Source organism: Paenibacillus sp. D51F (assembly GCF_053345695.1).
Map to the genome: position 1 here is coordinate 115,338 of NZ_JBKFAO010000010.1, position 18,326 is coordinate 133,663.

General features: G+C 60.7%; 15 protein-coding genes. 5 read left to right on the top strand and 10 right to left on the bottom strand.

Translation table 11 applies throughout. The features are described from left to right. The first annotated feature begins 192 nt into the window (after nt 1-192). From ACLBWT_RS17980 to ACLBWT_RS17990, 3 genes are read left to right on the top strand one after another with little or no spacing between them, the layout of a single operon-like run. Entirely contained in the window at nt 193-1,524 is a 1,332-nt protein-coding gene (locus ACLBWT_RS17980; protein ID WP_447664506.1) for a spore germination protein, read from the top strand. Beyond that, nucleotides 1,521-2,621: a hypothetical protein gene (locus tag ACLBWT_RS17985; protein WP_447664507.1), complete on the top strand. Its 1,101-nt coding sequence runs from the start codon at nt 1,521-1,523 to the stop codon at nt 2,619-2,621. Before ACLBWT_RS17980 ends, ACLBWT_RS17985 begins: the two co-directional genes overlap by 4 nt. Beyond that, the gene (locus tag ACLBWT_RS17990; protein ID WP_447664508.1) at nt 2,618-3,730 is read left to right on the top strand and encodes a Ger(x)C family spore germination protein; all 1,113 of its coding nucleotides are present in this window, start codon (nt 2,618-2,620) and stop codon (nt 3,728-3,730) included. Before ACLBWT_RS17985 ends, ACLBWT_RS17990 begins: the two co-directional genes overlap by 4 nt. 42 nt (nt 3,731-3,772) lie before the next feature. Here ACLBWT_RS17990 and fni read toward each other — a convergent pair whose 3' ends face one another. Continuing rightward, entirely contained in the window at nt 3,773-4,843 is a 1,071-nt protein-coding gene (fni, locus tag ACLBWT_RS17995; protein WP_447664509.1) for a type 2 isopentenyl-diphosphate Delta-isomerase, read from the bottom strand. A gap of 223 nt (nt 4,844-5,066) precedes the next feature. On the opposite strand from fni, the gene nagB reads away from it, so the two are divergent. Both nagB and nagA read left to right on the top strand, forming a co-directional pair. Next, nucleotides 5,067-5,834 (top strand): glucosamine-6-phosphate deaminase, encoded by a 768-nt coding sequence (gene nagB, locus ACLBWT_RS18000; protein WP_447664510.1) that lies wholly within the window; start codon nt 5,067-5,069, stop codon nt 5,832-5,834. Next, the gene (gene nagA / locus ACLBWT_RS18005; protein WP_447664511.1) at nt 5,807-6,967 is read left to right on the top strand and encodes an N-acetylglucosamine-6-phosphate deacetylase; all 1,161 of its coding nucleotides are present in this window, start codon (nt 5,807-5,809) and stop codon (nt 6,965-6,967) included. The genes nagB and nagA overlap by 28 nt, the downstream gene beginning before the upstream one ends. Nucleotides 6,968-7,058: 91 nt before the next feature. On the opposite strand, the gene ACLBWT_RS18010 is transcribed toward nagA, so the two are convergent. The 9 genes from ACLBWT_RS18010 to citZ all read right to left on the bottom strand — a co-directional run bounded on the left by ACLBWT_RS18010 (nt 7,059) and on the right by citZ (nt 18,010). After that, nucleotides 7,059-7,874, bottom strand: a complete 816-nt coding sequence (locus ACLBWT_RS18010) for a DeoR/GlpR family DNA-binding transcription regulator (RefSeq protein ID WP_447664512.1) — start codon at nt 7,872-7,874, stop codon at nt 7,059-7,061. A 4-nt stretch (nt 7,875-7,878) separates the two neighbouring features. Further along, nucleotides 7,879-8,835 carry a sugar kinase gene (locus ACLBWT_RS18015; RefSeq protein ID WP_447664513.1) on the bottom strand — a complete coding sequence of 319 codons (957 nt, stop codon included), beginning with the start codon at nt 8,833-8,835 and terminating at the stop codon, nt 7,879-7,881. A 62-nt stretch (nt 8,836-8,897) separates the two neighbouring features. After that, entirely contained in the window at nt 8,898-9,323 is a 426-nt protein-coding gene (locus tag ACLBWT_RS18020; RefSeq protein WP_447664514.1) for a hypothetical protein, read from the bottom strand. A gap of 401 nt (nt 9,324-9,724) precedes the next feature. Further along, the gene (gene recQ, locus ACLBWT_RS18025) at nt 9,725-11,899 is read right to left on the bottom strand and encodes a DNA helicase RecQ (RefSeq protein WP_447664525.1); all 2,175 of its coding nucleotides are present in this window, start codon (nt 11,897-11,899) and stop codon (nt 9,725-9,727) included. A 52-nt stretch (nt 11,900-11,951) separates the two neighbouring features. Then, entirely contained in the window at nt 11,952-13,412 is a 1,461-nt protein-coding gene (locus ACLBWT_RS18030) for a sedoheptulokinase (RefSeq protein WP_447664515.1), read from the bottom strand. A 264-nt stretch (nt 13,413-13,676) separates the two neighbouring features. Continuing rightward, nucleotides 13,677-14,147: a hypothetical protein gene (locus ACLBWT_RS18035; protein ID WP_447664516.1), complete on the bottom strand. Its 471-nt coding sequence runs from the start codon at nt 14,145-14,147 to the stop codon at nt 13,677-13,679. Nucleotides 14,148-14,376: 229 nt separating this feature from the next. Next, entirely contained in the window at nt 14,377-15,327 is a 951-nt protein-coding gene (mdh, locus tag ACLBWT_RS18040) for a malate dehydrogenase (protein WP_048748587.1), read from the bottom strand. Nucleotides 15,328-15,472: 145 nt separating this feature from the next. Beyond that, entirely contained in the window at nt 15,473-16,768 is a 1,296-nt protein-coding gene (gene icd / locus ACLBWT_RS18045) for an NADP-dependent isocitrate dehydrogenase (protein ID WP_076354093.1), read from the bottom strand. 129 nt (nt 16,769-16,897) lie between these two features. Next, entirely contained in the window at nt 16,898-18,010 is a 1,113-nt protein-coding gene (gene citZ / locus ACLBWT_RS18050) for a citrate synthase (protein ID WP_076354091.1), read from the bottom strand. Nucleotides 18,011-18,326: the final 316 nt, after the last annotated feature.

Consider the following 18,326-nt stretch of genomic DNA (forward strand, 5'->3'; position numbering starts at 1 on the left):
TCGACGCTCCCCGGCGGGCTTGGATGACGCCTAGCTTGCCGGGCCAAGCCTTTTCCAGCCAGGAGGAGTCTGTCCTTGAGCCCTAGTTGTCCCCTCATTGTAAAGCATCCCGCGGCCGGGCGGCAAAAGATGACATAATTTCTTTCTCCATCAGGCATACTAGCCCTTACTTGGAAAATGGAGGAGACGCCCGTGCTGCAGCGGATCAACGAGCTGTTCGCTACATCCAACGATGTGAAGACGCATCGGATCAGCAACAACTCGCTCATACTCGAGATCGCGTACATCGCTACCCTCGTCGAAGAAAACAAGCTGTACGACGCCATTTTCGTCCCGTTCTCAAGGGAGCTGAAGCCGTTCGCCGACGTGGTGAGGAGCGACCCCTCCTTCAAGCCGGTGGAGGATCCCGCCATCTGGACCGACCTGATGCTGAGAGGATATGTGCTTCTCAAGGTCGAGCAGAGCTACTTCTGCTATTCCGCAGCCAAGGTCATCCGCAACACCTCGCCGCAAACGAGCGTGGAGAGCTCCATCGAAGGGCCGCAAATCGCGCTGAGCGAGGATCTTTCGGATTCGGCCAACATCATCCGCGCCCGCTACGCTACCCCGGATCTCCAGGTGGAGGAATATACGGTCGGTTATTTGTCCAAAACCCAAGTCCTCATGATGTTCGATCATCGCAAGGTGGATCCCAAGGTGCTGAGCCTCGCCCGGGCCAAGCTGCGCGGCATCCAGACCGATATCCTGAGCGCTACCGGAGAGCTGGCCAAGGCGCTGAACGACAACCGCAAGCGGCTCTTCCCGATGGAGCTTATCACCGAAAGGGTCGACCGCGTAACCCGGGGGCTGGCCAACGGCAAAGTCATCATCATGATGCAGGGAAGCATGTTCGCCATCATCCTGCCCATCACGTTTTTCGACCTCATGGTCGCCACGGAAGACCGTTACGAAAATTTCTGGATGTCGATCCTGCTTCTGTCGCTTCGTTTCTTCGCCCTGATGCTCACGACGACGCTGCCCGCCCTCTATATCGCCATCGTCTCCTACAACCCGGAGCTGTTCCGGGTGCAGCTCGCCTTCTCCATCGCGGGCAGCCGGGCGGCCGTTCCGTATCCTTCCTTCGTGGAAGTATTCATCATGCTCTTCATGATCGAGATGCTCGTGGAAGCGAGCGTCAGGCTGCCCAAATACATCGGATCCACCGCTACGACAGTCGGCGGCCTCATTCTCGGCCAGGCTGCCCAGCAGGCCGGACTGGTCAGCAGCATCATGATCATCGTCACCTCCGTCATGGCCATATCCAATTTCGTCATTCCGATCTACTCGCTCTCTCTGTCGGTCCGTTTCATTAAATACCCGCTCATCCTGCTCGCCATTTTCTTCGGGCTGCCTGGCGTTGCTTGCGGGATTTTCTACTTCGTCATCTACTTATGCAACCAGCGAAGCTTCGGCCGGCCCTATTTCCGCCTGATCCTTCCCGGGGATCTGAAGCATGCCGATATCGGAGAGGTGAAGCACGAATGAACCGCTATTTCTATTACAGCTTCATCATGGTGGCGATGCTCAATCTCATGCTGTTCGTACCCGCCGTCCTGATCAAGGACCGGATGAGCGGAGCGGTATCTTCCCTTATCGTCGCCATCGTCATCGGAACGCTGATCGCTTACGCTTCGACCAGCGCTCTGGCCCGGTTCCCCGGCATGGGTCTACCGGAGATCCTGAGGCTCTTCCTCCCGGAATGGATCGTCAAGATGCTGCTGCCGCTGTATGCGTTCATGTGGTTTTTCGCCGCCAGCTTCGCGCTGATCGCCTTCACCTTGCTCATGAACCGCGTGCTGACCCCCGATCAGCCTGAATGGAACCTGATGCTCATCCTGGGCTTGCTCTGCGCATACGGAGCGACCCGCTCGGCGCTGACAATCCTCTATTTGCTCGAAATAACGATGCTGCTTGTTACTCCGCTGGTTCTGCTTATTCTCTTCAAAGGTGTCCGAAGCCCGGACCTGAGCTGGGACGCCATCTACACGATCGCCAAATATGTGGACCGCTATCCGACCTTGTCGAGCGTCGGGGCCGGAACCTTTATTTTCACAGGGTACATCAACATGGCGATCTTGAACCGGGTGAACCCGCCCAACTTCCGGCTGAAGGGGCGGTGGATCATTCCGGTATCCGGCACGCTGATCCTGCTGGTCACCTTCTTCCTGCCGATCGGCTTCCACGGAACGATGGGGGTGGAGCGCTACCTGTACGTGTGGACGCAAACCGCGGATTCGATGACGATGAAATACGGCTTCATCGAGCGTGTCCTGTTCGTCTTCCTGTTCCTGTATTTGGGACTGTCCCTTGTCTATACGATTACGGGATGGAACCAGGCGATGGAGTTCATTCTCAGCATGAGCAAAAAATATAAATTCCAAGTCGATTACACCATCGCCCCTGCAGCCAACTGGTGGGTATGCGGCTCATTCTTCGCTCTCTCGTTCGTGTCGCTGTTGTTCCTGAACGAAAAAATCGACTTCGAAATCGCCGAGACCTGGCTCATCGTCCGCATGTTCCTCGAGGCGGCGACCGTGCTGTTCCTGTTCATCATCTCGCGGAGAAGGAAAAAGCCGATATGAAGAGTTTGTCGCCAGGCAAGCGGACGATGCCGCTCCGATCATGGCTGCTGGCCGCCATGGCGCTGCTCCTGCTGCCGCTCGGCGGATGCGGGTTCGTCGACATCGACAAGCGTTTTTTTGTCGTCGCCGTCGCGATCGACAAGTCCGGCAACGAGCAAAAGCCTTACCGCATTACGCTCCGGCTGTCCATTCCGAATTCCAAAATCGAGCCCGGCATGGAAAAATCGCAGGTGGAAACGATCGAAGCCGCCGAAATATCGGAGGGCGTCCGGCTGATCAAAGCCTCGCTCGACAAGGAGCTCGATCTGGGGCATTGCAAAATGTTCCTGCTCGGAAAGAAGCTGAGCCATGACGATATCAGCGAATCCGTGGACTGGATGGTCAGGCGCCGAGATATCCAGGGCTCGGCTTACATCGCCATGGCTGGCAGCCAGGCATCAGACGTCCTGAAGAAAATACCCCTGTCCGAACGGTACTCCGGAAACTCGCTGTTCCTTACTTTCGGAGGGGACGGCACCCGCTCCTCCTACATCCGCACGGAGCATCTGTTCGATCTGCAGCGCAGGAGGACGGAGAGAGGGATGGATCCCTATCTTCCCGTCATCAGCACGACCGGCAACGGATACGAGGTCGACCGCCTCGCTCTGCTGGACAAGAACAAGGTCCGGACCATCCTCACGCCGGAGGAAACCCAGCTGTTCAACCAGCTGGACCAGCAGTATGTGAACTCCATCATCAAGACCAAGCTTGACGGCCGTCCCATCATCCTCACCGTAACCGACATCTCCTCGCGTTATTCCGTCAGCAGCAGCGGTATTCTGAAGATGAAGGTGAACATAGGGGGCTCGATCGAGGAAGCTCCGAAAAATGTGTTCAACCAGGATTGGAACGGGCTGCAGAAAATGTTCGAGCATGGCATCGAGAAGGATGCGATCGCGCTCTTCCAAAAGATCCAGAAGGCGGGCGTCGACCCGTTCGGCTTCGGCCTCCGCTACCGGGCTACCCATCTCAGCTCCGAATCGTTCCAGGAGTGGGAGAGCATGTACCCGACGTTGAAATTCGAAGTGCGGGCGAAGGTGAAGATCCAAGGAACGGGATTGATCAAATAGACGGGATCTCCATCCTGGAAAAAAGAAGCCTGTCCGTCCCTCTCAGGGATAGACAGGCTTCAACCGTTCATGGCCGCGAAGCTGCGCGAGATCGCCGGCTCCGATGCCGAACATCGCCGTCCGCAGCTCGAACTCGATCCGCTCCATCTGGCCGGCAATGGCCTCTGCCGCGTCCGCTCCGCTCGCGGCGCCCGGCAGAAGCGCCCGCCCGTAGCCCGCAAGATCGGCTCCAAGCGCGAGCGCCTTGGCCGCTTCGACTCCATTGGCCAATCCGCCTGAAGCGATGAGCTTCATGCCGGGCAGCCGGCGGCGGATTCCGAGGACGGACTCCGCCGTCGGAATTCCCCAATCGGCGAAAGCCTCGGCCGCCTGGGCGCGAAGAGGGCTGCGCGAGCGGAACTTCTCCACCTGGCTCCAGGAGGTGCCTCCGGCGCCGGCGGCGTCGATGAACGAGGCGCCGGCTTCCGCCAGGCGGACGGCGGTGTCCGGATCGATGCCCCAGCCGACCTCCTTCACGCCGACCGGAACGCCCGCATTCCGGCAGAGCCGCTCAATCGCGGCCAGCAAGCCCGAGAATGAGGTATCGCCCTCCGGCTGGAACACTTCCTGCAAGGAATTGAGATGAAGCACGAGAGCATCCGCCTCCGCGGCTTCGACCAGCCTGCGGCAGGCATCGGCATCCAGTCCGTAATTGAGCTGCACCGCTCCGACATTCGCGATGATCGGGACGCTCGGCGCCTCCCTCCGGATCCGGAACGAATCGGCCAGCTCGGGCTTTTCCCAAACGGCTCTCATCGAGCCCAACCCGATCGCCCATCCGCGCTCCTCGGCAGCCTCGGCAAGACCCCGGTTGATTCTGCCCGCCGCGTCCGTCCCGCCCGTCATCGAGCTCACGAGCAGCGGTGCCTTCATGCGGATGCCCAGCCAGCCCGTATCCAAAGAAATGCTGGCCCAGTCCAGCTCGGGCAAGGCGTTATGGAGGAAGCGGTAACGGTCCAGTCCGTTGCCGGCGCCCGTTCCCTGCACTTGCTCCTCGAGGCAGATGCGGATATGCTCCGCCTTGCGCTGCTCCGTCCCGCCGCCGGAAGTATCCTGATATCGTGAGCTGCTCATCCTTCGACTCCTTCATCTAGATCGATCGTGGTTGATTCCCTGTGGTTCAAGTCTTCTTATCATACCCCGCTCGGACATTCCCCGGCAAACCGGCTGCGGCAACTATGACCATTGATTAAAATGATCATTTTTATGTTTGTCATGATCATTTTAATTGTCACGGAATCAAAAAAAGCGTAGACTAAAGAAAACGAAAAGCCGCTCACCGGGAGGATGAACGATCATGGAAATTCGCGTGTTTCAACATAACCAAGAGCTGGATGCCGCTGCAGCCTCGCTCATTGCGGAGCTCGTCGCCGCCAAGCCGAATGCCGTTCTCGGCCTGGCCACCGGCTCGACGCCGGTAGGCATCTACCGGAGCCTCGTCGATACGGCCGCCCGCTCCGGAATCTCCTTCAAGTCGGTCTCGACCTATAATCTTGACGAGTATGTAGGATTGACGCCGGACAACGAGCAGAGCTACGCTTATTACATGAACCAGCATCTGTTCTCCAAGATCGATATCCCGCTCAACCGGACCTTCCTGCCCGACGGCATGTCGGGCGACCTGGAAGCCCACTGCGCCGCCTACGACGCCATGCTCGAGCAGGCCGGCGTCGACCTGCAGCTGCTCGGACTGGGGCATAACGGCCATATCGGCTTCAACGAGCCGGACAGCCAGCTCAGCGCCGGCACCCATGTCGTGACGCTGGACGAAGCGACCCGCGAAGCCAACGCGCGTTTTTTCGCCTCCATCGACGAGGTGCCCCGGCAAGCGGTGACGATGGGCGTCGGCTCCATTCTGAAAGCCTATCGCATCCTGCTCGTCGTGCGCGGCGCGGACAAGGCCGAGATCGTGAAGCGGGCGCTGACCGGCCCGATCACGACCGATTGCCCCGCTTCCCTGCTGCAGACCCATGCGCGGGTGACGGTTCTGCTCGATCGGGAGGCAGCAAGCTTGCTGGCAACAGGAGGGACTGAAGGATGCAGCACTTTCGCGTCAGCCATGTAAATATCGCCGTCGGCGATGAATCGCTATACGGCTCCGTCACCGTCAAGAACGGCCGCATCGCGGCCATCGAGCCGGGCGGGCAAGCCGGCGGCTCGGATATCCCGACGATCGACGGCCGCGGGGGCTGGCTGCTCCCGGGCTTCATCGATCTGCATGTCCACGGCGGCTACGGAGCCGACTTCATGGACGCCACACAGGAAGCTTACGATACGATCACGAAGTTCCACGCCTCGCATGGAACGACGACGCTGCTCGCCACGACGATGACGGCTTCGGAGGAGCATATCTCCCGCGTCCTCGAAGCAGCCGACGAATACCGCAGCGCTCCGATGCCGCATGCGCGGATAGGAGGGGTGCATCTGGAGGGTCCGTTCCTCAGCCCCAAATGGATGGGCGCCCAGAACCCCGAATTCCGCGTCGATCCCCGGCTCGAATGGCTGCAGCAATGGAATGCGTCTTATCCGGGATTGATCAAGCAGCTGTCGCTCGCTCCAGAGCTGGCAGGCTCCATCGAATTGATCGCCTGGCTGTCGGAGCATGGAATCATCGCCGCCGCCGCCCATACGGATGCCACCTATGATCAGGTGGAAGCGGCTGCGGACGCCGGCCTCCGCAGCGCGGTCCATGCGTTCAACGCGAGCCGCGGCCTCCACCACCGCGAGCCCGGCACGGTCGGAGCCATCCTGACGGATGACCGCATCCATGCGGAGCTCATCGCGGACGGCCATCACGTGCATCCGGCCGCGATGCGGCTGCTTGCCCGCGCCAAGCCGGCAGACAAGCTCTCGCTCATTACGGATGCGATCTCGGCTGCCGGCCTCTCCGACGGCCAGTATGAGCTCGGCGGCCAGCCGGTGACGATGAAGGACGGCATCTGCCGCCTGACCGGAGCCGGCAATCTGGCCGGCAGCACGCTCACGATGGCCGGCGCGCTCCGCCTGTTCAAGGAAGCCAGCGGCTGGAGCGTGCCGATGGTCAGCAGGCTGTGCAGCGGCAACCCCGCCGCGCTGCTCGGCATGTCCGCCCAGACCGGCAGCATCGCCGAAGGCAAGTGGGCCGATCTCGTGCTGCTTGACGAGAGCCTCGATGTCGCCGCGACCTGGGTCGGCGGCGAGGCGGTCTACGAGCGCTGATCTTATTTTCCATTGTTGAGAATGAAAAAACATCCCGGAGCCTCCCAGGCTCCGGGATGTTGACGATGAATGGTGTGCCGCATATCTCGCTTCAGCCTTGTTCCGCGGCTTCATCCTCTTCATCGGCTTCGCCGGCCACATAGACCGCGACGCCGCAGCGCCGGGCCGCGTCGGCCAGGCTCCCGTGAAGATGGCGGTCCGTGATGACCGCCTCCAGATCCTTGAGCTGGGCGATGGAGAACAGCGATGTCCGGCCCACCTTGCTTTGGTCGAAGACCGCGTACGTAATCTGGGATCGGCTCATCAGCGCCTTGGCGATCTGGGCTTCCTGCTCCGAGTAGGTCGTGATGCCGCCGTTTTCCGATATGCCGTCCACGCCGATGAACATCTTGCCGATGTTGAGATGGGATACCATGCCTTCCCCAAGCGGACCGCATAGCTCGAAGCTGTTGTGCCTCATCATGCCGCCGGTTACGACAACCTGGATCTCGCTTCCCGCAAGCTCCATCGCGATGTTGACCGCATTGGTCACGATCGTGATGCCTTTGCGGGTTTTGAGCAGCTTGGCGATGAGGTAATTGGTCGTTCCTCCGGAGAGGCCGACTACGTCCCCCTCCACGATATGCCGTGCGGCTTCCTGGGCAATATGCTCCTTCTCGAGCAGGGAAATTCCTTGCCGCTCGGCGAAGGAGCTGTCCCGGACGGGATTCATGCCGTCGTACATGGCCCCCCCGATCGTGCGCACGAGCGGTCCGGTTCGTTCCAGCAGCTCCAGATCCCGCCGCGCCGTCGCCTCGGAGCAGCCGAACTTCTCTACGATCTCGGAGATCGTTATGCGTCCCTGCTGCTTGAGCACGGTCAGAATGCCGTCCCGCCGCCGCTCGCCCTTGTTCGGTATTTCCGTCATCGGATCAACGCTCCACCCATACCGAATTATCCAGCCGCTGCTGGACTGCTGCCCAGCTCGGCAGCGCTTCCCAGTCTCCTCTTCCCTGAACGACAAGAGAGCCGCAAATGCTCGCGATCCTCGCCGCTTCACGGGCGCTCATGCCCTTCAGCAGGCCGGCGAGGAAGCCCGCGCCGAAGCCGTCTCCGGCTCCGACCGTATCGACGACCTTGTCCGCCGGATAGAAAGGAATCGCTTCCGCGGCCCCGTTCTCCATGAGGAGCGAAGCGCCGTCCTTGCCTTTGATGATCGTAACCGCCTTCAGCTCGGCCAAGCGCGACAGGATAAGAGCTTCGTCTTCCGTATCGTACAGAAGCTTGAGCTCGTCCCAGCCCGGGAGGAAATAATCCGCCATCGCCGCCGCCCGCAAAATGCTTTCCCGCGCTTCGTCCACAGACCATAGCTTGAGCCGGAGGTTCGGATCAAAGCTAATCTTGACTCCCGCTCCGGCTGCGATTTCCATGGCTCGGAACACGGTCTCGCGCGCTTCGGCCGACAGCGCCATCGTGATGCCCGTCACATGCAGCAGCCGGGCTCCGCCAATGTAAGCGCCATCCAAATGATCCGGCAGCATCCTGCTCGCCGCGGAGCCTTTGCGGAAATAGTGGACGGCGAGCCGTCCAGCTTCCTCCTCGCGGAACATCATTCCCGTCGGAGCTTCCTTGCTGAGGGCTGCCCTCGATACATCGACGCCTTCGCCCCGCAGCGCCTTCCGGATTCTCCGCCCGAACGGATCGTCGCCGAGGGCGCCGAACCATCCGACGCTGCAGCCGAGCCGCGCGGCGCCGATCGCCGTGTTGCTCTCGGCGCCTCCGAAGGCGATCTCGAGCGTAGAAGCATGCTCCAGCGTACGCTGCTCGGCAGGCATGAACAGCGCCATGCTCTCTCCGAACGTAAGCAGCTCCGGAATTCTGTTATCCATTTGCCGCTCCCCCTGTCACTGGATATTTCCACCAATCAGGCATGGTCAGGCCGACGGCTGAATCATTTGTAGAAAGGATTCACCATCAGGTAAAGCGTCACGATATAAAGAACGAGCAGAATGAAGCTGAACATGCGTACTTTGCCGATCTCCTCCGTAGCGCTCTGGCCTGCCTGGATCTGGCTGACGATTCTCTTCAGCGGTTTGGTCTGGATGCCGCCGAGCGCCGCGATGGCGAGGAACAGCACGATGACCACGACCATCCAAAGCACGGTGTAATCCGCCTGAGAGATCAAATAACCGCCCGTCAGGAATTGCAGGATCAGGAAATACTGAGCGACCCGATTGCCGGCGATCAGCCCTTCGGCCAGCCCTTGCTGTCCCGCTCCCGCGAGGCGGGATGCACGGCCCACGAGGAACGGAAGAATCAGGTAGAAGCCGACTCCTCCCGCTCCGAGCACATGCAGAAAAATCATGATCGAATTCATTTATTTACCTCCTTGGCCTATCTATCGTCCAGTATACTAAATCAATGTTCGCTTTACAAAACTAACCTGCGAAAAAGCGCATAAAACGCCTCATCGCTTGCTCTGGCTTTTATTTTCTTCTCTTTCTCGCATCCCGCACAGCCGTTTCCGGATTTCATCCTTCCATTCCGCCGATCCTTTCAGCTCCGGATTCAGAATATCAGAGCCATGGCGATCGGCTTTTCAGGGGACACCCGCTGCATTGTCCATCAAAAAGAGCAGTCCGCCAAGGCTTCCGCCCCTTCCGGACTGCTCTTTTCGTGCCGAGCCTTCTCTTCTGCCGCCGCCTTGCCGCTATAACCGCTTCCGGCTCTCGACGATGCGAAGCTTCCGCGTGCCGATCGGCATGCATGCCGGCTATGCTAGCTTCTGCTGATGCCATGCTTGCGGAGCACGCCATGGATGGCGAAATAGTCCACCTCCGGCGGCAGGGCGTCCTTGAGCGGACGCAGCTTGTCGCCGCCAAGCCGCTGCACGGCTTCGAGGATGAGCGGCTCCTGCTCCTCGGGAATGATCCGGCTCCACTCCAGCTCGGCGCCCTCGTCCGCGCAGCGCATGAGATGGTTCTCCACCGTCACGCGGCTGAGACCGCGCTCCTGCGCGATTTCCTCCACGTCCTTGCCGGCCGCGAACAGGTCGTAGGTGGCGGCATGGCTGCCCGCTCCGCCGGAAGCTGCATCGCCGCTCCGCCTGGCGGAGGCGGATGGCGGCTGCACGCTTCCAGCCTGGCTGAACAGATCCTGCTCTCCGGAGAGATCCGCGGCCGCTCCCGCCGTGATCGCGAGCAGCTCCTCGCCGTACTTGCCCGCCTTCGCAGCGCCGATTCCCTTCACGCTCATCAGCTCGTCCATCGACGACGGCCGGGCCGCCGCCAGCTCGCGCAGCGTCGCGTCGAAGAAGAGCATGAACGGCGGCACGCCTTCGCGGGCAGCAGCTGCCCGGCGCCAGTCGCGCAGCGCCTCAAACAGCGGCGAGGACTCGCCACCGCCGCTCTGGGCGGCCTTGCGGACCGTCGTGATCTTGCGGCGCACGACCGTCTTACTGCCCTCGAGCACCGGCAGCGCCTCCGCCGTCAGCGACACCGTCGGATACTGGCCCTCGCTCATGCGGAGGTAGCCTTCGGCGACGAGCCAGTAGAGCCAGTCGGAGACTTCCTTCTCCGGCCATTCCCTCATGAGGCCGTAGGTGGAGAGCCGGTCAAGCCCGAACTGGATGATCTTCTTGTCGCGGGAGCCCTTCAGCACCTTGGCCGCCATCGCGACGCCGAAGCGCCCTTTCATGCGGCCGACGCAGCTGAGCGCCTTCTGGGCCTCGGAGGTCATGTCCAGCCGCTCGCTCTTGTCGAGGCAGTTGGCGCATTTGCCGCAGGGCTGCACGCCTTTCTCGCCGAAATAGTCGACGATGAACTGCTGCAGGCAGCGCTCCGTACGCGCGTAGTTCATCATCGAATAGAGCTTGGACAGCTGCACGCTCTTGCGTCCGTCATCGCCCGCTCCCTGCTCGATGAGAAAGCGCTGGATCTGGACATCCTGCGGCTCGAACAGAAGGAGGCATTCGCTCTCCTCGCCGTCGCGTCCGGCGCGTCCCGCTTCCTGGTAGTAGGACTCCAGGTCGCCGGGCATCTGCCAATGCAGGACGAAGCGGACGTTGGGCTTGTCGATGCCCATGCCGAAGGCATTGGTGGCGACCATGACGCGCGTCTCGTCGAAGCGGAACTTCTCCTGCGCATCGGCGCGCTCCTCGTCGCCAAGGCCGCCATGATATTTGCCGGCGGGAATGCCCTGGCGCAGCAGCTCCGCGTGGACGGCCTCCGTCTCCTTGCGCGTCGCGGCATAGATGATGCCGGACTGATCCGGGCGCTCCTGGAGGAAGCGGGTCAGGAACCGTTTCTTGTCGGCGCCGGCAACGACCGACAGGGACAGGTTCTCCCTCGCGAAGCCGTTGATGAAGATGCTCGGATCGCGCAGGGCGAGCATGTCCGCGATATCGCGCGAGACTTCCGGCGTCGCCGTCGCCGTGAAGGCGGCTACGAGCGGACGGTCTTCCATCCGTGTGATCCAGCCGGCCAGCTGCCGGTAGCTCGGGCGGAAGTCATGTCCCCACTGGGACACGCAGTGAGCCTCGTCGATCGCGATGAGCGGAATGCGCATCCGCTCGGACAGCTCCCCGAACATGGGAGCATCGAGCCGCTCCGGAGCCACGTAAAGCAGCTTGTATTCGCCGTTCAAGGCGGCCCTCAGCACCTCTCGATATTCCGCCGCGCCAAGAGAGCTGTTCAGAAAGGCGGCAGGAACGCCGACCCTGCGCAGAGCGTCGACCTGGTCCTTCATGAGGGAGATGAGCGGCGACACGACAATCGTCGTGCCGGCAAGCAGCATCGCCGGAATCTGGTAGCAGACCGACTTGCCGCCGCCGGTAGGCAGAATCGCCAGCGTGTCGCTGCCTCCCGTTATGGCCGCGATGATATCCTCCTGTCCCTGACGGAAAGAATCATAGCCGTAGACGCGCTTCAGCAAATCGCGCGCTTCCTCCAGCATAATCATGGATGAACCCCCTTCTTGCGCCGTCCCCGACGGCGCGGCAATGCTGTTATTCTTCAAGCTCCCCTCCGGCATTGCCGGCGGCGAGCATCGCTTGTTCATGGTTGCGGTACAGTCCACAGTAAACGGCCGCATGCAGCGCGGCACCGGCGGCGCTTTCTTCTGCCATCGCCGCCGTCCGGAGCGTCAAGCCGGTCCTTGCGGCAAGCAGCCTCCGCATGGCCGGATTGCGCCGGATTCCGTTGCCCGTGCCTGCGATGCGGACGATGCCCGCACGCAGGCCGGCAGGCAGCGGAGCGAGCATGCCCAGCAGCTCGTCGATCGTTCCCAGCAGAAATCCGGCGATCAAGCCCGGCACCGTGAAGCCGCCCTCGCGGATTCCGGTTATGCTGCCGGAGACCTCCGGATCGCTCCGGCTTCCGAGCCATAACGGCGAGACGGTCAGCTCCGGCTTGATTCCTTCCCGTTCCAGCCGGTCCAGCTCGGCTTCGGCCGCTTCATTCATGCGGCTGTACAACCGCTCCGGCACAACGCCTCCGGCCAGCTCCGCCGCTTCCCGCAGGAAGCGCTCCAGCAGCTCGTAGCTCTTGCCTCCCGCGAGAGCCGCGCCTGTCAGAAGCCACCCTCCGCCCGGCATCGGCCTTGATTCCAGCCCTGCCGCCGATACCCGCTCCTCGCTGTAGAGCGCGATCTGGGCTCCCGTGCCGATCGTAACGAGCAGCGTCCCCCTCATGATGCCGGCGCCGCCGATGAAACCCGCCTGGCTGTCGCCGATGGCCGCATAGACCGGTATGCCGTCATGCGTACTGCCGACTGCCGCTTCCTCCGCGGCAGCTGCGACTCGAGGGAACATGGAAGGATCCATGTCTGCTCTGATGATGGCGGCAGCGTCGAAGCTGCCCGACTCCAGCTCGAACAAGCCGACCGCGGCGGCCTGAGTGGCGTCCATGACAGGCTCGCGGGCTCCGCACAGCCTCATCGCCACATAATCGCCGATCGTGCACAGCCAGGCCGCTCCGTCCGGAACCAGCCCATTTTCCCTATTATAGCTGTGCGTAGCCGATCCATAACCGCTGTAGACGCTGCTTCCCGACAGGCGGGACAGCATGGAGGCATGGGACTCTCCTCCCGCTCCTTCCCCCGCCCGAGCCCTTCCTCCTCGCGCGTCCTGCCACGTATACAATGGACTGACCGCTCTTCCATGCCCATCTGCATAGAGCACGCCGTGCATCTGTGAGGAAATCCCTATTCCGGCGAGCTTGCCGCGCCAAGGCCGGCACTGCTCCAGCAGCTCTGCGGCATCGCTCGCGATCAGCTCCGGATCCTGAAGCTTTTCCCACGGATGCTCCGCCGGAAGCCATGCCCGGTTCGGCGCGGTCGCGGTGTGCACGGCAAGCCCCGATGACGCATCCCAGATCGTCACGGCGAGCGAGGTCGTGCCGATGTCTATGCCGGCGGTATGCGTGCGAAAACCGCCTTCTGACCGTATCTGCCCAGCAGCTGTACTCATAAAGACCTCCCGGCCAGTCCAACCTTTTGATTCTATCGGTGAAGTCTATTATAGCATGGACCCGCCGCATGCCGCTCTGCCGGGAAGATCGACCAGCTGCGGAATTCTGCGGAATCAGCAAACAGGCGGACCGCGCGGTCCTTTGCCGCCCGATCAACGCCCGCTGTCCCTCGGGGACGACCCGAACCGCTCCATTGCTCCTCTTTTCATGAATGGCGGGCAGGAGCCTTCCTTCTTGGATGCCGCGGCTTCCGCCACCGCCATCTATTCCTCCTCGTCAGCAGCCGCATTCATGTCTGCCTGCGGCTCTTCAAGCCTTGTCCTCAGCTCGTGCAGCTCCCGGTACAGCAGCTGCAGCTCCGCTTCCTTGGCCTTGATGAGGATGTGGACCCTGTCCATCGCTTCCAGCAAGCTTTGCCTGATCTCGCCCGCCTCCGGCGAGTAGGAAACTCCGAAGGTCGCTTCCACCCACTTGTCGGCCGCTTCCCTGCCCTCGCGGCGATAGATTTCGGCGTAGACGTCGAACATGGCGGCGACCGTCTTGCGGCAGTTCCAGCCGAGGATGACGATGCTGTCGGTCGCCTTGCTCACCGCCTGCATCAGCTGGAAGTCGTTCAGCCGGCCTCGCCGGGCCTCCACTCTCTCCACCTCTGCCGCAAATGTCGGGAATGCCGAGCGGAAAAGCTCCGCGGATGTCAAATATTCTTCATGCGTAATCAAGGATTCCTCTTCCATCTTCAGCCTCCTTCAGCCGGTTCTCGCGTGTTATATATGCTTCGGAGGATCGATACCGGTTTAAGACCTTACCTGAATTCGGATCCTCTTAAAAATTCTCTCATTCGAGAGGGTACGAATGCAATAGACTCCGTGCGATCCGCCGCCGGAGCGGGTTCACAAAAGAAAAAATCCCGGAACCCGAAGGCCCCAGGATATTGTTCCGGATCCGACCCGCGACGAGTCCCGCTTACGCGTTCGTGCCGGCTACAACCTTCACGACGTTGCGCACGGACTCGGCGGATTTGTCGAGCGCCGCTTTTTCTTCAGCCGTCAGCTCAAGCTCGAATACTTTCTCGATGCCGTCGCCGCCGAGAATCGCAGGCACGCCGAGGAAGAGGCCGTCATAGCCGTATTCGCCTTCCAGCAGGGCGATTACCGGCAGGATGCGTTTTTTGTCCTTCAGGATCGCTTCGGTCATTTGCACGAGCGATGCCGCCGGAGCATAATATGCGCTGCCGTTGCCGAGCAGGCCTACGATTTCGCCGCCGCCGACGCGGGTGCGCTGCACGATCGCCTCGATGCGGTCGGCCGGAATCAGCTTCTCGATCGGAATGCCGCCCACATTGGAGTAGCGGACGAGCGGAACCATGTCGTCGCCGTGTCCGCCGAGCACGAAGCCGCGCACGTCTTCGACCGATACGTTCAGCTCTTGCGCGATGAACGTGCAGTAGCGGGCCGTATCGAGCACGCCCGATTGGCCGATGACGCGGTTTTTCGGAAAGCCAAGCGTCTCGAAGGCCGCGTAGGTCATCGCGTCTACCGGGTTGGAGAGGATGATGACATAGGCGTTCGGGCTCGATACCTTGATGTTCTCGCATACGGAACGGACGATGCCGGCATTCGTGTTCACGAGATCGTCGCGGCTCATGCCCGGCTTGCGGGCGATGCCTGCCGTGATGATGACGATGTCGGAATCCTTCGTATCGTCATAGTTGGACGTGCCGATGATGTTGGCATCGAAGCCTTGAACCGGGGAAGCTTGGAGCATGTCGAGCGACTTGCCCTTCGTCGGGTTCTCGAGCTGCGGAATGTCGACGAGAACGACGTCGCCCAGCTCCTTTTGAGCCAGCATGAGAGCGGTCGTCGCTCCGGTGAAGCCTGCGCCTACAACCGTGATCTTATTGCGCTTAATTGCCATCTGAATAACCTCCATCGGATTGGAATGTCGAACTATGACGCCAACTCGTCGCAACCATCATCGCCGCTTGCAGATCGACGCTTGCCGCTGGCCGAAATGCCGCCGGAAGAGTGGAAAAGCCCGCCGAAGCGGGCTCTGGTAAGTATTACATGTTGGCGATGACTTGATCCGCGAACTCGGAGCATTTGACTTCTTTTGCGCCTTCCATCAGGCGGGCGAAGTCGTACGTAACCGTTTTGTTGTTGATCGAAGCTTCCATGCCTTTGTAGATGAGGTCGGCAGCTTCCTGCCAGCCGAGGTGTTCGAGCATCATGACGCCCGACAGGATGACGGAACCAGGGTTCACGACGTCTTTGTCGGCATACTTCGGAGCCGTGCCGTGCGTAGCTTCGAAGATGGCGTGGCCCGTCAGGTAGTTGATGTTGGCGCCTGGAGCGATGCCGATGCCGCCGACTTGGGCAGCGAGGGCGTCGGAGAGGTAATCGCCGTTCAGGTTCAGCGTCGCGATGACGTCGAAGTCGGTCGGACGGGTCAGCACTTGTTGGAGGGCGATGTCGGCGATGGCGTCCTTCACGAGGATTTTGCCGGCTGCGAGAGCTTCTTCCTGTGCTTTGTTGGCCGCATCCGTTCCTTGCTCTTCCTTGATGCGGTCGTATTGATCCCAAGTAAATACTTTGTCGCCGAACTCGGCTTCAGCCACTTCGTAGCCCCAGTTCTTGAAGGCTCCCTCGGTGAATTTCATGATGTTGCCCTTGTGGACCAGCGTCACGGATTTGCGGCCATGCTCGATCGCGTATTCGATCGCAGCGCGCACCAGGCGCTTGGAGCCTTCAGCCGATACCGGCTTGATGCCGATGCCGGAAGTTTCCGGGAAGCGGATCTTGTTGACGCCCATCTCGTTCTGCAGGAAGGACAGGACCTTCTTCACAGCGTCCGTTCCTTCTTGGTACTCGATGCCGGCATAGATGTCTTCCGTGTTCTCGCGGAAGATGACCATGTCCACGAGCTCAGGACGCTTCACCGGGGAAGGCACGCCGTCGAAGTAGCGCACAGGGCGCAGGCAGACGTACAGGTCGAGCTCTTGGCGGAGAGCGACGTTCAGGGAGCGGATGCCGCCGCCGATCGGCGTCGTCAGAGGACCTTTGATCGCGACGATGTATTCACGGATCGCAGTCAGCGTATCGGCAGGAAGCCATTCGCCGTATTGGTTGAACGCTTTTTCGCCGGCGAACACTTCGTACCAGGCGATTTTCTTCTCGCCTTTATAAGCTTTCTCAACAGCGGCGTCAAGCACGCGCTTGGATGCGCGCCAGATGTCGCGGCCGGTGCCGTCGCCTTCGATGAAAGGAACGATCGGGTTGCTTGGAACCTGCAGCTTTCCGTCTTGAATCGTAATTTGCTCGCCTTCAGTCGGAAGCGCGAATTTTTCGAGTTGCGGCATGAGTGGGTATTCCTCCTCTGATATGATTGCGGTCTTGCTATGATGCCCGTCCATATGCGGCTCGTCCAAGGCAAGGACCAAGGCGCATGAAGCCTGCCCCGGCGACGGGCCGGGGCATGGGCCCATGAATCAGCGCTGGTCGATCGGAATGAACTTGGCGTTCGATGGACCGGTGTATTCCGCGCGAGGGCGGATCAGTCGGTTATTATCATACTGCTCGAGAATATGCGCCGTCCAGCCGGACAGGCGGCTGATCGCGAAGATCGGGGTGAACAGGTCGCGCTGGATGCCGAGGGTCGTATAGACGGAAGCGGAATAGAAATCCACGTTCGGCTTCAGGCCCTTCTGTCCCGTCACGATGTCTTCGATGTGCACGGACATGTTGTACAGGTCCATGTTGCCCTTCAGCTTGCCGAGCTCCTGCGACATTTTCTGAAGATGCTTGGCGCGCGGGTCGCCGTTTTTGTAGACGCGATGCCCGAAGCCCATGATCTTCTCTTTGTTGGCGAGCTTCTCGTTGATGACGGATTCCACGTTGTCCGGGGATCCGATCTCCTCGAGCATGACCATGACGGCTTCGTTGGCGCCTCCGTGCAAAGGTCCCTTCAGCGCGCCAATGGCGGACACGACGCCGGAGTAGATGTCGGACAGCGTGGCGACCGTGACGCGGGCTGCGAACGTCGAAGCGTTGAGCTCGTGGTCCGCATGGAGAACGAGAGCCTGATCAAGCGCCTTGACGGCGACTTCGTCCGGCTCGTCGCCGGAGAGCATGTAGAGGAAGTTGGCGGCGACGGACAGGCCGGCCTTGGGAGCGACGGGCTCCTTGCCTTCCCGGATGCGCGCAAAAGCCGCGATGACCGTCGGCAGCTGAGCCTGCAGGCGGATCGCTTTGTCTACGTTGGCTTCCTTGGACATATCCTGGGCGGCAGGATCATACAGCGCCAGCGAAGAGACCGCGGTGCGGAGAGCAGCCATGGAGTTCGTATCCTTCGGATACAGCTTGATGCCTTCCACGACTTCGGAAGGGATCGCGGCATATTGATCCAGCTTGGATTTAAGCTGCTCCAGCTCGGATGCGGTCGGAAGCTTGCCGTACCAGAGCAGGTAGGCCACTTCTTCAAAGGTTGCGTTCTCAGCGAGATCGTCGATGTCGATGCCGCGGTAAGTCAGCACGCCGTCGATGATGGAGCTGATGGACGAGGTTGTGGCTACGATGCCTTCAAGTCCTTTGGTAGCTGTCATAGTTATCTCTCCTTTGGCTTCGGCCTGGGTGGCAGGGCGAATAGTAGTATGCGGACATGGGATTACAGATGCAGGACGGAAGTCCGCATCTTGGCAGCGCCTTCATGCTGCGCCTCGGCAGTGTGATAAGAGGCTGGAAGAGATCCACGAAAACCCGAATGAATCAGTCGTCCTTATTATCATAACGAATTTTGCTTCCGAATCCAACTTGTTGCGACATAAAATTGCTTTATCGGTATCATAGAATTATCTTGTTGCTGAACAATTTCCTTTCCTGCCGCCTTTTTGCAGCTGCGATTGGAAAGGCCGGCCGCCG

Coding starts and splice junctions, on each gene's coding strand:
- nagB (WP_447664510.1), top strand. CDS start 5,067: ATGGAAATTCGCGTGTTTCAACATAACCAAGAGCTGGATGCCGCTGCA.
- ACLBWT_RS18015 (WP_447664513.1), bottom strand. CDS start 8,835: ATGGATAACAGAATTCCGGAGCTGCTTACGTTCGGAGAGAGCATGGCG.
- fni (WP_447664509.1), bottom strand. CDS start 4,843: ATGAGCAGCTCACGATATCAGGATACTTCCGGCGGCGGGACGGAGCAG.
- ACLBWT_RS18020 (WP_447664514.1), bottom strand. CDS start 9,323: ATGAATTCGATCATGATTTTTCTGCATGTGCTCGGAGCGGGAGGAGTC.
- citZ (WP_076354091.1), bottom strand. CDS start 18,010: ATGACAGCTACCAAAGGACTTGAAGGCATCGTAGCCACAACCTCGTCC.
- ACLBWT_RS18010 (WP_447664512.1), bottom strand. CDS start 7,874: ATGACGGAAATACCGAACAAGGGCGAGCGGCGGCGGGACGGCATTCTG.
- ACLBWT_RS18035 (WP_447664516.1), bottom strand. CDS start 14,147: ATGGAAGAGGAATCCTTGATTACGCATGAAGAATATTTGACATCCGCG.
- ACLBWT_RS17985 (WP_447664507.1), top strand. CDS start 1,521: ATGAACCGCTATTTCTATTACAGCTTCATCATGGTGGCGATGCTCAAT.
- ACLBWT_RS17990 (WP_447664508.1), top strand. CDS start 2,618: ATGAAGAGTTTGTCGCCAGGCAAGCGGACGATGCCGCTCCGATCATGG.
- ACLBWT_RS18030 (WP_447664515.1), bottom strand. CDS start 13,412: ATGAGTACAGCTGCTGGGCAGATACGGTCAGAAGGCGGTTTTCGCACG.
- recQ (WP_447664525.1), bottom strand. CDS start 11,899: ATGCTGGAGGAAGCGCGCGATTTGCTGAAGCGCGTCTACGGCTATGAT.
- mdh (WP_048748587.1), bottom strand. CDS start 15,327: ATGGCAATTAAGCGCAATAAGATCACGGTTGTAGGCGCAGGCTTCACC.
- icd (WP_076354093.1), bottom strand. CDS start 16,768: ATGCCGCAACTCGAAAAATTCGCGCTTCCGACTGAAGGCGAGCAAATT.
- nagA (WP_447664511.1), top strand. CDS start 5,807: ATGCAGCACTTTCGCGTCAGCCATGTAAATATCGCCGTCGGCGATGAA.